The following is a 12,922-nucleotide window of genomic DNA, read 5'->3' as shown; positions in this document are numbered from 1 at the left end:
AGAGGGCAGGTGGGCGCAACACTGCTGGGGTTGGCGATCGTCATCGCCGCCCTCGTGATCAGGACAGCGGTCATCGAGCTGCGAGAACCCGGGGCCGGGCGTCGGCAGTGGCGATTCCTACGGGATCCGCGTGCCTTGGCGGCGGGGGCGGTGGTGGCGTTCGTGCTCGCCCTGGTCGGCTGGCGGTCGGCTGGGGCGCCGTCCCTGCCCTGGGCGTTGCTGGCTGGGGCCTTGGTCGCGTTCACCATCGGCGGACGCCCACCTCCGGAGTGACCCCCTCACAGCCGTGGACGTCAGACGCTGTCGGCTGCCGCCCGAGGCTGAACGCCGGCACCCGGAGCGCGGGCGGGGTGCCGAAGGCCCGCAGGTGACGGACGGGGCAGCCGAGGGCCTCTCCCTGTCTGCTCAGCCGCGGCAGGCCCATGAGCCGAGCATGGTCAGGCCCGTGATGAGCGCGGCGAGGCCGATGGCCAGCACCGGAAATCCGGGGACCGGCAGGACGTTCAGCCAGGCGCCGGCCAGCGTTGCAGGTGCACCGACGATCACGAGGGCGACCGCGATACGGGGTTCCGTGAGGTTGCGCCGCGCCCATCCAAGGAGCCTGCCTCCCGGCATCGCGATCAACTCTCCGCTCGCGAGTTCACGCGGCGGCAGGCCCGTTCGGCGCGCAGGCAAGCAGGTTCCGGCGAAGTTGCGCCAGCTGCTGAATGTGGAGAGCGGCATCAACGACGGTCTCGCCCTTCCGGTGGTCCTGATCCTGCCGTCGCCGGACCGACCTCCGGCCAGACGCAGGCGTCCATCCCGATGATCGGTCTGGAGCTCGGGCTGGGGCTACTCTTCGGGATCGTCCTCCCACTGGCCGTCGCCGCTCTGGTGCGGCTGCGACTGCTGGGGGCGCAGCCCAAGCTCCAGCCACTGCTGCCCCTGGCGACCGGCATCATCCTGTACGGGCTGTGCCACCTCACCCACGCCAACCCCTACCTGGCCGCCTTCTCCGCCGGTGCCGTCCTGGCCGCCGTGTCCCCCGAGGCGAAGACGGTCTTCGAGCCACTCGGCGAAGCGCTGGCCGAGCTGGCGAAGTTCGCCGCCCTGCTCGTCTTCGGCGCCCTGCTCACACCCCAGCTCTTCGGCGACCTGCCACTCGGCGGGTAAATTCCGTAGGGAAGCAGACGGACCTCTTCGCTGAAGGTCGGTTGCGCCGGGTCCTGGCCGGGAACGACACCCCGGTCCTGTTCACCACTTCTCGTGGCCGACAGGTTCGTGGCGGATCTGGGCAGGTCAGCGCTGCGGCTCTGATGATGTCGAGGCCGGGCTGCGTTCGGTCCCCTCTGGCATTTCGTCCATGGGGGCTCTGCTGTCGGGGCCCCCGCCCGATCCACGGCCGGGGCATCGCTCTGGTCGTCATGGACCTGAGCGCGGCGCACCTTCACGGCAAGCGCACCGGCGAACTCGCCGGTCACCGACCCCGGCCAGGTGTCCCAGGCCGTGCCGACGTTCGGCCTGATCGGCGGGGGCGGGCCCCCTGTGCTTTACAGGCGGTAGGCGGCGAAGCCGGTGAGGAGGATAGCGGTGACGGCGATGCCCACCAGTCCAGGCCAACCGCCGATCAGTGCGCATACGGTTACGACGGCGAAAGCGCTCAGCAGCAGCGCGGCGAATGCCCGCGCCGACAGTCCGCGGTCGTCGATGTCTTGTGTTGGGTTCTTCTGGGGCTTGGTCACCGTGATCACGGTATCCAGTGGCCGGCGGTTCTCGCCCCGGGGGTGGGCTCTATGTAGGCGGCGTGGCCCGGGGCTTGCCGCGTGACGTATGCCTGCCTGGTTGACCCCCAGGTCGCTGACCTGGGCCTGCATACCAGCACGACGGGAAACGTACCCGCGCCACGGGCTTGGGAGTCTACCGCGCACAGGGGATAAGTGGCGTGAGCTGCATGTGTTCACGACACCACCAGCGCGTCTTGGACGCGGCCTGTTTGCCCTGACGAACTCACATTGCCTGCGCAGCCCCGGAGCTACCCCGACCAAGATCAGGAGCGCCCCCGATCCGTGGACTGTCCGCGTTGATCGGGGGCGGATCCGGCGCCGAGCGGCCGATCAGCCGCTGCGATGACGGGCGTCGGGATGGTCGTGGGCCTGTTCAGGCACGGGCTGGGGTTGCACAGGCGGGTTCTTGTGGCCTCGGCCTGTGCTGGGCGCCTACAGGTTTGACGGTTCGGGCGATGATCGCCGTTTCGGCCGAGGTGATGCCGAGGGGACCGAGCACATCGGTGGTGAAGGTGTACAGGGCCGTCAGGTCAGGGCAGTACACGGCGGCGATCAGGTTGGCGGGCCCGGTGGTGGCCGCGACGGCGTGGGTGTAGCGGTGGGCGGCCAGGGTCCGGCCCGCCTCCCGCAACCGTGCGGGGGGTACGTGCAGCCAGAGGGCGGCGTCGATGTCCATGCCGAGCAGGCGGGGGTCGACGACCGCGTGGGTCCGCAGCATTCCGGCGTCGGTCAGGCGGTGCAGTCGGCGGCGGACCGTGCTTTCCGGGGTGCCGGTGAGCTGGGCCAGGGTGGCCTGCGGCAGGCGGGCGTCGTCGCGGAGGAGTTCGAGGAGACGGTCGTCGAGTGCGTCCGTCGGGCACGCCTCGTCACGGGAAGGGCCCGGGGCGAGGGCCGCCACCTGGTCGGCCGTCAGGACGTCGGCCCGCCAGTGCGCTGCGTCGGCGAAGACGTGGAGGACGCTGTGGGCGGTGGTGGAGGTGATGGCCCCGGTGGCGGGAAGCTGGTGGTGGAGCAGCCTGTCGCGGCTCTGTGGGCCACCGGTGAGAACGACGTTGATCTCCTCGCCGCCCAGGACGATGTCCGCCGTCAGCACGTCGGGGCGCTTGGCGAACGATTCCGCGATCGTGTCGATCTTCCCCCGCAGTACCCGTACCCGGAGCACGGTCGCGCCGACGGCCTGCGCCGTCGCCGTCGTACGCACCACACGCAGCGCCCCCGCGTGCAGGAGGCGGTGGAGGCGGCGGGTGACAGTGCGGGGCGAGACGCCCAGGACCGCGGCCATGCGGGAGATCTCAGCGCGGCCGTCGATCTGCAGGGCCCCGACGACGCTCCGGTCCAGTGCGTCGAGGGTGACGCCGGAATCCGCAGTTCTGGTAAGCATGGAGTCCAGTATCCGCCATATCGGTTCCGGGCAGAGCTGCTTGAGCTGCTGGTCGCGCCATTGTGGTGTCACCGGCCGCCGGATGCGCGTCCGGTTCGACTGAGCGCCGGACGGCGTGCACTGGTAAAGGAGTTACGGGCATGAGCGGATATCAGGACTTGCTGCCGCACGTGGTGAAGGTGGTCCGCGAGGTGGGGGCGTTCGTGGCGGCCCGGCACACGGCCTCGGCGGTGGGCGGACCGGACGTCGACGGAGTGATCGCAGTGTTCCGGATGGTCGACGCGCCGGCATCGGAGCTGCTGCGCGAGCGGCTCGGACTCCTGCGGCCGCAGGCGCGCTGGGCGCCGGACGAGATCGGCACGGCGGTGGCGGCCGCGGGGGAGCAGTGGGTGTGCGACGCCGTCGACGGGGCGGTGCACTTCCTCCAGGGTCTGCCGTACTGGGGTGTGACGGTCACTCTGGTCGCCGAGGGCCGTCCCGTTCTGGCCGTGCTGGACGCACCGCACCTGGGCTTCCTCTACACCGCTGTGGAGGGCGGTGGCGCTCATCTCAACGGCCGGCCGCTCAAGGCCTCGGGCAAGAGCCTCGCGGCGGCGCTGGCCTGCACGAGCCAGCCCCCGTACAACAGGGAGCCGGAGCGGGCGGGCGCCTCGCTGACGGCGATGCTGCGGCACACGCTCGCCGTCCGCAACCTCGGCCCGACGGCCCTTCAGGTCGCCCAGGTGGGATCCGGGCACGTGGACGTCTTCTGGGAGTACGGCGAGGACGCGAACAACCTCCTGCCGGGTGCTCTGATAGCCCGCGAGGGCGGAGCACTGGTCACCGACGCCGACGGCAACGCCTGGACACCTGCTTCGGCCAGCTTCGTCGCCGCTCCGGCGGCGCTGCACGCCGACGTACTGCGCGTGCTCTCGACCGTCCCCGCAGACAGCGCCGCGTGAACGGCGGGCCTGCGGTGCGGCTGCACCGCATCCCGGTGAACGGCGTCGAATTGAACGTGGCAACGGTCGGCGAGGGGCCGGCCGTCCTGCTGCTGCACGGGTTCCCGCACACGTGGCGGCTGTGGACCGACGTCCTGCCCGCACTCGCCGACCGGTACCGGGTCATCGCCCCGGACCTGCGGGGCTTCGGAGCCAGCACCCGGGCGGCGGACGGCTACGACGCCGCCACCCTCGCGGCCGACGCGGAAGCCCTCCTGGACGCGCTCGGTGAGAGGTCCGCGGCCGTGGTCGCCATCGACGCCGGGGTCCCGCCCGCCTTTCTGCTGGCCATGCGCCGCCCCGCGCTCGTCGGTCGGCTGGTCCTCATGGAATCCCTGGTGGGAACCCTGCCGGGTGCCGAGGAGTTCCTCGTCGGCGGACCGCCGTGGTGGTTCGGCTTCCATCAGGTTCCCGGCCTCGCCGAAACCTTACTGACCGGCCACGAAGAACGGTACGTCGACTGGTTCCTCGACTCCGGCACTCTCGGACAGGGAGTCCGCCCCGATATCCGGGACGCGTTCGTCAGCGCCTACACAGGTACCGAGGCCCTGCGGTGCGCCTTCTCGTACTACCGCGCGCTGCCCACCAGTGCCCGCCAGATCCGCCGCGCAGCCGACGACGGGCGGCTCACGATGCCCACCATGGCCATCGGCGCCCGCCCCGTGGGAGGCGCCCTCGCGAACCAGCTGCGGCCGCTGGCCGACGACCTCGTCGATCACATCGTCGATGACTGCGGCCACATCATCCCGTTGAACCGCCCCGAGGCGCTCCTCCGCCTGCTGATCCCGTTCCTCGCAGCGTGATCCCTCGCACCGCGCCCTGAACAAGGAGAGACGACATGCCGATACACGCGCGCCACAAACGCCTCGCGCTACTCACGGCGATCACCGTGCTGCCACTCGCCCTGCTGTCAGCCCCACCCGTCGGCGCGGCCGAGTACGACCCCAACAGCCCCGCCCAGCGGCTGTGCAAGGACGCCGCCGGCCTGGCGGGCAACCCCTTCGACTCGCAGACAGCCGCCACCCTCATCGGCTGCGTCAACGCCGTCGCCGAGAACTCCGCGTACAACCGGCAGCTGCGGAACGTCTTCGTCGAAGAACTCACACGCCAGCTCTCCCTGGCACTCGACGGCCGCCAGAACTTCGTCATCTTCAACACCGATGAATGGGACGAGTACGGAATCCACACCAGCCGCCGCACCGCCTATCACGCCGCTCTCACCGATGTGGCCGCGGAGTTCGACATCCGATACGAGCTGCCGGCGGACTTCTCCAAGGCGAAGTACAACTACCACGTCTGGATCTTCAAAGGCGGCGGAACCTTCCTCAACGAGCTGGACGGCGGCTACCTCAACTGGGCCTTCGGCGGCTACTGGCAGCGCAGCACCCGGACCCGCACCTGGCAGTGCGGCCCCTCGGTGTTCAATACCTGCTCCCACCAGGACGCCCTCGTCACCTTCTCTCCGGCCCCCGACCGGCCGGGCAACTCCGCGCAACCGTCCGACCCGGGCGACCCCCTCACCCCTGGTACGCCCGCCATTCCCAGCGACCCCGGCAACGCCCAGGCACCCGCACTCCCGGCCGAACGAGTCGGCAACGGGGTGCCCAAGAGTCCGCCGCAGCTACGGCCCGGCACCTACACCGTCCTGCGGAACAAGAAGACCGGCCTGGTTGCCGAACCGTACCGGGGCCACACCGGCAACGGCACCCGCATCGACGCGCGTACCAGGACCTCATCGGTCTGGCAGAAATGGACCCTGAACAAGAGGAAGGACGGCAAGTGGTCCCTCGCCGTCGCCGCGAGCACCGCACAGGTCCTCAACGCCAACAACAACCCCAAGCGCACCCTCGACGGCGACGCCGATTTCGCTCAACTGTGGGCCTGGAACCAGGGCGGGGACAACAAGGAATGGACGCTGCGTCCGCTGGCCGGCGGGGTCCGCCAGATCCTCTCCCACGACGGCCGCTGCCTCACCGCGACCACCAACGGCGAGCCCCTGCGCCTGCGGACCTGTTCCGCCTCCGACACGGCACAGCAGTGGTACCTCGACGAGACCACTGTCACCGGCGGCCCCACGCAGGGCGGAGACGCCTGACGAGGCAAGGACGGTAAGAAATTCGGATCCCCCAAGACTTTCGTAGGCGTCGACCGTCCAGGTGATCCGGCACAACGCGCTCGGGCTTCTCAGGACGAGGCACATGGATGCCGTGGTGAAACAGTGCGGACGCCTCGATTCGCTTCGGCTAGCCCTTTCATGGTGCCCGGACTCAGGTTCCGGAACAGGCCGACTCCCGGCCCTGCTCTCGTACGGATACGGCCGGCTGGTGTGTAGCTCTGTGTGACGCTCGGGGCGCTACACCGACAGCAGGGCTGTCCGTAACCTCCGTCGCGTGCTTCGCTACTCGTCGCCGGGACGGGTCCGATCGAGCGGTCTGCAGTGTCAGACGTGCCCGATAGGGTTCCCGGCGATGGTGTCGGCCGGTGCTGGAGGAAACCATGGCACGACGGATGTGCGAAGAGGCGTTCCGGATGGAGCAGGAGCGGGGACGTTATGCCCCCCATGTTCGTCCGATCAATGAGATGGTCGACGCCTTGCGCGAGCAGGACGGACGTGGCTGGATGCCGCACGTCGCACCCTGGCACGGGGGAGTGGAGGCTCGCGTCCTGTCCATTCTGCGGGACCCGGGTCCCAAGACGCAGGAGGGCGTCGGCTCCGGATTCCTGTGCGTCGAGAACGACGATCCGACGGCGGAGCTTCAGGCCCTGATCTTCGAGGGGGCGGGGATCGCGCCGTGTGACGTCACTCCCTGGAACGCCTACCCCTGGTACATCAACCGCTCGCCGAAGGCGGCTGAGCTCCAGGCTGGTGTCGAGGCTCTGAACCAACTGCTGGAGTTGATGCCGAAGACCGAGGTCGTGCTTCTCCAGGGCAACGAAGCCCAGGACGTGTGGCGCCGCCTGCTCAAGACTCACCCCGCGGTTATCGGTGACCGGACTCTGCAAGTGGTCAGCACCTACCACCCTGGACGGCAGGCACTCTTCGTACGGGACCCGGAGGAACGTGCTCGTCGGGCACAGCACAGAATGGACTCCTACCAGAGCGTCGGTGACGTGCTCCGCGGGTCGGGCCGGCAGCCGTAGAGCTCCGCAGTGCCGACGCGGCCCAGGCCGCGCTGGCAGGGCCCCGGATCATCTGGCCGTTGCGCGTTCCTGTGCGCGATAGTGCGGGAAAGCGGGCTGGTCCCCCGCCGTCAAGCAGAGAGCCGTGATCCGGATTTCGCGAAGGCTCGGCCTGCGTCACCAGGTCGGGCCTTCGGTCTGACGAGAGCGTGCGTGGTGGGCGGTGGCCTCTCGCGACGGGCCACCGCCCACCATGCACGAGCTCGGGAAAGGTCGTTTTCGTCCGACGTTTCATCCCGAGATGGAATGTTTGGCGGCATTCTTCGGGTCGCGCCTGGCCGAGAGTGCTGGCTTGATCAATTCGCAGCGGGCATCAGACAGATCGCCCGGATATGGGCGTCGCGTCGGCGCGCTTCCGTCGTTACCACGGCATACCAGGTGCGCCCGTTCGAACTACGATGCCTGCTGCGGATCCGACGTTCCGGGCTCTGCTCCCATGAGGCCCGACGCGCGGATCATGGCCGGAGACGCGGCAAGGGCTAGACTTGCAGAGTTCTGCAATTTACTAGATCTCGATGTGGGTGGGGGTTTGGTGTGGCCGGTTTTCCGGAGGCGGCGCTGGAGCGGATCCGGGCGGCGCGATCTCGTGTGGCGGCCTCTCACGAGGCCGGCGACGCCTTCGAGGAGGCTCAAGCCGCGGAAGAGCTGGAAGACGCGCTGCGGGTGGCCCGCGAGCACGGCCTTGCGGTGCCCGACGCCGACGAGTCAGCCGGCCCGTGAGGCCGGCTGCGTGAACACCGTTGTCCCACCGCGCGGCTTGCGGGGGTCCGCGTTCGCCCTTGTCGTCCCGTCAACCACGCCGAAACAGGAGAGAGGGATCCCGATGACCGACCAGGCCGACAGCGAGGGCCGGAGCCCCGTGAACGCGGAAAGGTGGAAGGAGAAGGGCGTCGCACTGCGTGCCTTCTTCTACATCTTCGGCACGCACGTGTTCGCCGGGTTCGTGTACCTGCTGTTTTACCTGGGCCAGCACGCTCAGAAGTGACCTGAACGCCTGTGCTGTGCCGGACCGCGAACGACGGCCCCGGTGGTCGGGGCGACCGTCTTCCGGTGTCAGAAGCGCTGAACCCGCGCTTCGGAGGACGGCCGCCGGCTTGGTGGGCCCTGCTCAGAGCTGTCGGGGAGCAGTGGCGTCGAGATCAGCGAGGAGGGCCGCCTGCCCGCGCAGGACGCCGGAGAGGATGGTGCGGGCAACTCGCAGGAGTTCGGCGACCTCGTCGCTGGCGAGCCGGTAGTGGACGTTGACGCCCTCGCGGCGGGTGAGTACCAGGTTGGCCTTGCGCAGTACGGCGAGCTGCTGGGACAGGGCCGCGGCTTCGACGCCGACCTCGGGCAGCAGCTCGGCGACCGCGTGCTCACGCTGGCTGAGCAGCTCCAGGACGCGAATGCGCACCGGATGGCCGAGGGTTTTGAAGAACTCCGCCTTCAGCTGGTAGAGCGGGGCACTCACCTGGGCGTTCCCGCCCGGCTCCGCCTGTTTGCCTGCCCGTGTACCTGGCACCTCATCCGCCCAACGCTTGCCGTGAGGGGCATCCTGGTGTCCCCGCACTCGTATGACCTCCACAATTGCAGATTCCTGCAACTTTCGAACAGTCGCGCTCCCCGGTGGCTGTGTGTCCTTGGGGCGGTCAGGCCTTTCTCAGGAATTCGGTCTTCAGGACCAGACCCCTGACCTTCCTGGTGTTGCACTCGATCTCCCCCGGCCTGCTGGTGAGGCGGATGTTCTTGACGAGGGTGCCGCGCTTGAGGGTCTCGGAGGTCCCCTTGACCTTCAGGTCTTTGATGACGGTGACGGAGTCACCCTCGGTTAGGGGGTTCCCGTTGGAGTCCTTCACGACCATGTCGCTCACAGGGTTCTTCCTTCGTGTTCGGGCTCGGAGCCCGCAGCAGGTGCGGGCCGTTCTCCGGTGCGCCACCGGTGGTTCTGGCCGCCGGCCTGCTGGTGGGCAGCCAGAGCGGCGGCGAGTTCGGCGTGTACGGGGATGTCGGGGCATGAGGCGTCGGGTACGAGGGAGCCGTCCGCGGGGATCGCCGCCATCTCCAGGTTCCTGCCGTGGGCGGCGAGGGTGCGGGCGGCCTGGGCGACGGCGAGCTGTCCGCCGGCGGACCAGCCCAGCAGTCCGGCGAGGTCGAGGATGACCGGCCCCGTCCCGCGGGCCACGGCCCAGCCGACGGCGCCGGTGAACCGGTCGGCCGCATCACCGCCCAGGTACCCGGACAGGGACAGCACGCCCAGGTGGTCGTGGGCGGTGTACTGCCACTCGATCGTCATGGCCTCGTTCTTTCTCGTCTATACGGGGAGGGTGATGCAGATGCTCTCCCCGCACCCGTCCGCGTCGGGGCGGACGGGTGCGGTACCGCCGAGTTCCACCGTCATCGTTGCCACCATGGCCAGACCGCTGTGCGGGGCGGCGGCCAGGGCTTGGCAGGGAGCGGGCTGGTAGGGGTGGCGGTCGTGCACGGCGAACGCGAACGCGCCGGGACCGGCCGTGTAGGTGATGGTCAGGGTGGGCGAGCACGCGGCGGCATGGCGGATGACGTTGGTGACGAGCTCGGACAGGATCAGAAGGGCCGGCCCCCGACTCGGGTGCCGCAGTCCGATCCCGGCCTCGACGAGGATCAGCTCAGTGGTCTCCCGCGCCATCCGCACGGCCGATCCCATTGCGGGCAGGGTCAGCACGTGCCGACAGGGCAGGGTCTCGGCCTGCACGCCGGTCGTCATCGCGAACCTTCCGTCCTGGGGCGAGCCAGCCGGAATCCCGTGACCGAATGTGGGGTCAGGCGCAACAGGGTGTCGTGGGGGCCATGTGCCCAGCCCGGCAGAGTGCGCCGGTAGTGGGCGGCCTCGTCCGGGTGGGTGATGGGGTCGGCTGGTCCGTGGGCGGTGGCGGTCCAGCCGATTCCCGCCGGGTGTTGGATGTCCTCACAGTGGTAGGTCAGGACCGTCCGGGACAGCACCACGAGCACCTGGACGGGGGCTCGGACGATCAGCTGCCCGTGCTCCAGGACATGCGAGGCGGGCCGGAGCATGGCCTGGTTGCGCTGGACGTAGACCAACCGTCCGTGCCCGGCGCCTTCCAGGAGCCAGAGCGCTTCGGTGCCGGAGACCTCCAGCATCATCCGATCGGTGGGTACGGTCATCGTGAGGCCTTCCGGAGCCGGTGCGGGCGATGGGGCAGGAGTCCGGCCCGTTCGAGGTGCTTGTGAGCGGCGGCGATCGCCTCGGGAGTGGTGGCGTACTCCCCGCTACGCTCCAGCAGCTCCAGGGCGCCGACGGCATCGAGGGCCTGGCGCTGTCCGGGCCGGATCCCGGAGGCGAACACGGCGATGCCGCGCCGGTGCAGCCTGTCCACCGCGTCCTTCAGGACCAGGGCGCCCGTCGCATCCACGGTCGTCACGCGGGACATGCGCAGGATCACCGCACGGACGTCGGCGACTTCGGACAATTCGAGGAGGAAGCGATGGGCGCCGGCGAAGAACAGCGGGCCGTCGATCCGGTAGGCCGCGATGTGCTCAGCCAGCAGCGCGTGCTCCTCGGCGCTGTGCTCTCCCGGCAGGTCCGCCCGTACGTCGACCTGTTCCATGCGGGCCTGCCTGGCGACGGCGCGCAGCGCCAGTGCGCAGGCCACGGCGAGCCCGAGGATCACCGCGTACACGAGGTCCAGGGCAAGGGTCGCGACCGCCGTCAGGACGAGGACGGCCGCGTCGGCGCGGGTGGCCTTGATCATGGCGCGCAGCGAGCCGACCTCGACCATCCGGATGGAGGTGGCCAGCAGTACCCCGGCGAGCGCGGCCAGCGGGATGCGGGCGACGAGGGGGGCCGCAGCGAAGACGACTGCGGCGAGGACGAGGGCGTGGCTGAGGGCGGCCAGCCGGGAGGTGGCGCCGGCGCGGACGTTGACCGCGGTCCGGGCTATCGCCGCCGTCGCCGGCACGCCGCCGAACAGCGGGGCCGCAAGGTTCGCCATCCCCTGGCCGAACAGCTCTTTGTCGGGATCGTGCCGCTGGCCCACCGTCATGCCGTCGGCGACCGTCGCGGACAGCAGTGACTCGAGGGCCGCGAGTGCGGCCACGGCCACCGCCGGAGCCAGCAGCGACCCGACGGCGGACAGGTCCAGGAACCCCAGCGACGGGACGGGCAGCCCGGAAGGCAGGTTCCCGATCGGGGCCGCCCCGCCCAAGTGGAACACCTCGACGACCAGTGTCGCGAAGACGACCGCGACGATCGAGAACGGCACCTGCGGCCGCCACCGCGCCCCCGCCAGCATCACCGCGGCAACCCCGACGGACAGACCCGTCGCGAGCCAGTTCGGGTGCTGGACGAACTCGACCAGGGCCCGCCAGGCCACGGCGAGGACCTTTTCGCCCTCGGGCTTGTCCACGCCGAGCGCGGCCGGGACCTGCTGCAGGCCGATCACGCAAGCGATACCCAGGGTGAAGCCCTCCACGACCGGCGCGGGCACGTAGCGCATGTACTGCCCGGCCCGCGCCAGTGCGAGGGCGATCAGCAGGATGCCGGCCATCAGTCCGACGGTCAGCACACCGGCCGACCCGTGCTCGGCCACGATCGGCACCAGTACCACGGTCATGGCGCCCGTCGGGCCTGAGACCTGGAGGTTCGAGCCGCCGAACAGCGCCGCCAGCGCGCCTGCGACCACCGCGGTCGCCAGCCCCGCCTCGGCGCCGAGGCCGGAGGAGACACCGAAGCCCAGCGCGAGGGGAAGCGCGACGATCGCGACCGTCACCCCGGCCAGCAGATCCCGCCGGGGCGCGGTGGCCATCACGGCGACATCGGCCCGGGTCGGCAGCACAGCCCTCACCCGTCGCAGTACGGAACCGGCCACCACGGTCACGAGGTCCGCCCCCCGTTCTCGCCCAGCTCCTCCAGCAATTGCGACTTCCCGGCCAGCACGTCGGTCAGGATCCGGCGAGCGGAAGCCATGAGCTGTGCGACGTTCCCGCCGGCCGGCTCGTAGACCACGGTGGAGCCTTCACGGGTCGCGGTCACGATGCCCGACCGGCGCAGGACCGCCAGTTGCTGGGACAGCGTGGGCGCCTCCACCTCGATCGCCGCGAGGAGGCCGCGTACCGGCATCGGACCCTCCTGGAGCAGCTCCAGGACGCGTATGCGCACCGGGTGTCCGAGCATCCGGAAGAACTCGGCCTTCGCCTCGTACAGCGGAACCGGCATCTCCGACCACCCTCCTGATCACCCGGCTGTTGGGGAAAGCGCCACCGGCTGTACCCACGGCCACCTGCGAACACGACAAACTCAGAATGTATGTAATTGCAGAATTCTGCAACTGATGGCGAGAGTCCGGCGCCGAGGTCGCCGGATGCGCCTGTCGGCGCGGCGGTGATCGCCGCAGAGGCGGGCCCCGTCGTTGCCGACGAGGCCAAGAAGCCCGAGTCATCCGCTTCGGAGGCCGGGTTTTAGGCCGTCCGCGGCTCTGCACCGGCCGGGACATGAGGAGCAGTACACGTGGGCGATGTCGGGCAGGAGCTGCCCGACATGCAGCGCCGACTCCCCGGCCGGGCTCTGCGCCCGGTCGGGGCGCCCGCGCCGCCACGCAAGACGGCCTTCTGTATGCGGTGGAGGTGCCGGACGCCGGCCTTGG

The 12,922-nt window shown here is 69.9% G+C and carries 17 protein-coding genes and 1 pseudogene; 8 read left to right on the top strand and 10 right to left on the bottom strand.

All coding sequences use genetic code 11. The features are described 5' to 3' along the window. The first annotated feature begins 9 nt into the window (after positions 1–9). The gene (locus tag ACIQZO_RS28900; RefSeq protein WP_403631523.1) at positions 10–273 is read left to right on the top strand and encodes a hypothetical protein; all 264 of its coding nucleotides are present in this window, start codon (positions 10–12) and stop codon (positions 271–273) included. Between the two features lie 132 nt (positions 274–405). On the opposite strand, the gene ACIQZO_RS28895 is transcribed toward ACIQZO_RS28900, so the two are convergent. Next, positions 406–723, bottom strand: coding sequence for a hypothetical protein (locus tag ACIQZO_RS28895; RefSeq protein WP_403631557.1), 318 nt, complete (start codon positions 721–723; stop codon positions 406–408). On the opposite strand from ACIQZO_RS28895, the pseudogene ACIQZO_RS28890 reads away from it, so the two are divergent. Next, positions 674–1,149: pseudogene (locus ACIQZO_RS28890) on the top strand (cation:proton antiporter); the annotation flags it as partial. The gene ACIQZO_RS28895 and the pseudogene ACIQZO_RS28890 overlap by 50 nt on opposite strands. Before the next feature lie 380 nt (positions 1,150–1,529). Here ACIQZO_RS28890 and ACIQZO_RS28885 read toward each other — a convergent pair. After that, entirely contained in the window at positions 1,530–1,721 is a 192-nt protein-coding gene (locus ACIQZO_RS28885; protein WP_403631522.1) for a hypothetical protein, read from the bottom strand. A 415-nt stretch (positions 1,722–2,136) separates the two neighbouring features. Continuing rightward, a complete protein-coding gene (locus ACIQZO_RS28880) occupies positions 2,137–3,144 on the bottom strand; it encodes an Lrp/AsnC family transcriptional regulator (RefSeq protein WP_403631521.1) in 1,008 nt (335 codons plus the stop codon). 140 nt (positions 3,145–3,284) lie between these two features. Between ACIQZO_RS28880 and ACIQZO_RS28875 the strand changes: the two genes are divergently transcribed. The 6 genes from ACIQZO_RS28875 (at position 3,285) to ACIQZO_RS28850 (ending at position 8,289) form a co-directional block, all read left to right on the top strand. Then, positions 3,285–4,085 (top strand): inositol monophosphatase family protein, encoded by an 801-nt coding sequence (locus ACIQZO_RS28875; RefSeq protein ID WP_403631520.1) that lies wholly within the window; start codon positions 3,285–3,287, stop codon positions 4,083–4,085. After that, positions 4,082–4,927 carry an alpha/beta fold hydrolase gene (locus tag ACIQZO_RS28870; RefSeq protein WP_403631519.1) on the top strand — a complete coding sequence of 282 codons (846 nt, stop codon included), beginning with the start codon at positions 4,082–4,084 and terminating at the stop codon, positions 4,925–4,927. The genes ACIQZO_RS28875 and ACIQZO_RS28870 overlap by 4 nt, the downstream gene beginning before the upstream one ends. A gap of 35 nt (positions 4,928–4,962) precedes the next feature. After that, positions 4,963–6,219, top strand: coding sequence for an RICIN domain-containing protein (locus ACIQZO_RS28865; protein WP_403631518.1), 1,257 nt, complete (start codon positions 4,963–4,965; stop codon positions 6,217–6,219). Between the two features lie 386 nt (positions 6,220–6,605). Beyond that, complete coding sequence (locus ACIQZO_RS28860) at positions 6,606–7,265, top strand: uracil-DNA glycosylase (protein WP_403631517.1); 660 nt, start codon at positions 6,606–6,608, stop codon at positions 7,263–7,265. A gap of 573 nt (positions 7,266–7,838) precedes the next feature. Then, positions 7,839–8,024: a hypothetical protein gene (locus tag ACIQZO_RS28855; protein ID WP_403631516.1), complete on the top strand. Its 186-nt coding sequence runs from the start codon at positions 7,839–7,841 to the stop codon at positions 8,022–8,024. 103 nt (positions 8,025–8,127) lie between these two features. Next, entirely contained in the window at positions 8,128–8,289 is a 162-nt protein-coding gene (locus ACIQZO_RS28850) for a DUF6126 family protein (protein ID WP_403631515.1), read from the top strand. 123 nt (positions 8,290–8,412) lie between these two features. On the opposite strand, the gene ACIQZO_RS28845 is transcribed toward ACIQZO_RS28850, so the two are convergent. The 7 genes from ACIQZO_RS28845 to ACIQZO_RS28815 form a co-directional block, all read right to left on the bottom strand. Continuing rightward, on the bottom strand, positions 8,413–8,754 hold the full coding sequence (locus ACIQZO_RS28845; protein WP_403631514.1) for an ArsR/SmtB family transcription factor: 342 nt from the start codon (positions 8,752–8,754) through the stop codon (positions 8,413–8,415). A gap of 178 nt (positions 8,755–8,932) precedes the next feature. Continuing rightward, positions 8,933–9,145 carry an alkylphosphonate utilization protein gene (locus ACIQZO_RS28840; RefSeq protein WP_403631552.1) on the bottom strand — a complete coding sequence of 71 codons (213 nt, stop codon included), beginning with the start codon at positions 9,143–9,145 and terminating at the stop codon, positions 8,933–8,935. 5 nt (positions 9,146–9,150) lie between these two features. Continuing rightward, entirely contained in the window at positions 9,151–9,576 is a 426-nt protein-coding gene (locus ACIQZO_RS28835; protein WP_403631513.1) for an anti-sigma factor antagonist, read from the bottom strand. An 18-nt stretch (positions 9,577–9,594) separates the two neighbouring features. Further along, positions 9,595–10,026 (bottom strand): ATP-binding protein, encoded by a 432-nt coding sequence (locus tag ACIQZO_RS28830; protein ID WP_403631512.1) that lies wholly within the window; start codon positions 10,024–10,026, stop codon positions 9,595–9,597. Next, complete coding sequence (locus ACIQZO_RS28825) at positions 10,023–10,445, bottom strand: pyridoxamine 5'-phosphate oxidase family protein (protein ID WP_403631511.1); 423 nt, start codon at positions 10,443–10,445, stop codon at positions 10,023–10,025. The genes ACIQZO_RS28830 and ACIQZO_RS28825 overlap by 4 nt, the downstream gene beginning before the upstream one ends. Further along, a complete protein-coding gene (locus ACIQZO_RS28820) occupies positions 10,442–12,085 on the bottom strand; it encodes a SulP family inorganic anion transporter (protein ID WP_403631551.1) in 1,644 nt (547 codons plus the stop codon). The genes ACIQZO_RS28825 and ACIQZO_RS28820 overlap by 4 nt, the downstream gene beginning before the upstream one ends. 68 nt (positions 12,086–12,153) lie before the next feature. Next, positions 12,154–12,495 carry an ArsR/SmtB family transcription factor gene (locus ACIQZO_RS28815; protein ID WP_403631510.1) on the bottom strand — a complete coding sequence of 114 codons (342 nt, stop codon included), beginning with the start codon at positions 12,493–12,495 and terminating at the stop codon, positions 12,154–12,156. Positions 12,496–12,922: the final 427 nt, after the last annotated feature.

Origin of the sequence: Streptomyces sp. NPDC097617 (assembly GCF_044761485.1) — a bacterium.
GTDB lineage: Bacteria > Actinomycetota > Actinomycetes > Streptomycetales > Streptomycetaceae > Streptomyces.
Note: the sequence above shows the minus strand (reverse complement) of the source record. Positions and strands in the feature narration are given on the sequence as shown.

What these genes read in the sequence shown, in the direction of transcription:
- ACIQZO_RS28895 (WP_403631557.1), bottom strand. Translation starts at nt 723, where the DNA reads ATGCCGCTCTCCACATTCAGCAGCTGGCGCAACTTCGCCGGAACCTGC.
- ACIQZO_RS28880 (WP_403631521.1), bottom strand. Translation starts at nt 3,144, where the DNA reads ATGCTTACCAGAACTGCGGATTCCGGCGTCACCCTCGACGCACTGGAC.
- ACIQZO_RS28875 (WP_403631520.1), top strand. Translation starts at nt 3,285, where the DNA reads ATGAGCGGATATCAGGACTTGCTGCCGCACGTGGTGAAGGTGGTCCGC.
- ACIQZO_RS28865 (WP_403631518.1), top strand. Translation starts at nt 4,963, where the DNA reads ATGCCGATACACGCGCGCCACAAACGCCTCGCGCTACTCACGGCGATC.
- ACIQZO_RS28850 (WP_403631515.1), top strand. Translation starts at nt 8,128, where the DNA reads ATGACCGACCAGGCCGACAGCGAGGGCCGGAGCCCCGTGAACGCGGAA.
- ACIQZO_RS28840 (WP_403631552.1), bottom strand. Translation starts at nt 9,145, where the DNA reads ATGGTCGTGAAGGACTCCAACGGGAACCCCCTAACCGAGGGTGACTCC.
- ACIQZO_RS28835 (WP_403631513.1), bottom strand. Translation starts at nt 9,576, where the DNA reads ATGACGATCGAGTGGCAGTACACCGCCCACGACCACCTGGGCGTGCTG.
- ACIQZO_RS28830 (WP_403631512.1), bottom strand. Translation starts at nt 10,026, where the DNA reads ATGACGACCGGCGTGCAGGCCGAGACCCTGCCCTGTCGGCACGTGCTG.
- ACIQZO_RS28825 (WP_403631511.1), bottom strand. Translation starts at nt 10,445, where the DNA reads ATGACCGTACCCACCGATCGGATGATGCTGGAGGTCTCCGGCACCGAA.
- ACIQZO_RS28820 (WP_403631551.1), bottom strand. Translation starts at nt 12,085, where the DNA reads ATGGCCACCGCGCCCCGGCGGGATCTGCTGGCCGGGGTGACGGTCGCG.
- ACIQZO_RS28815 (WP_403631510.1), bottom strand. Translation starts at nt 12,495, where the DNA reads ATGCCGGTTCCGCTGTACGAGGCGAAGGCCGAGTTCTTCCGGATGCTC.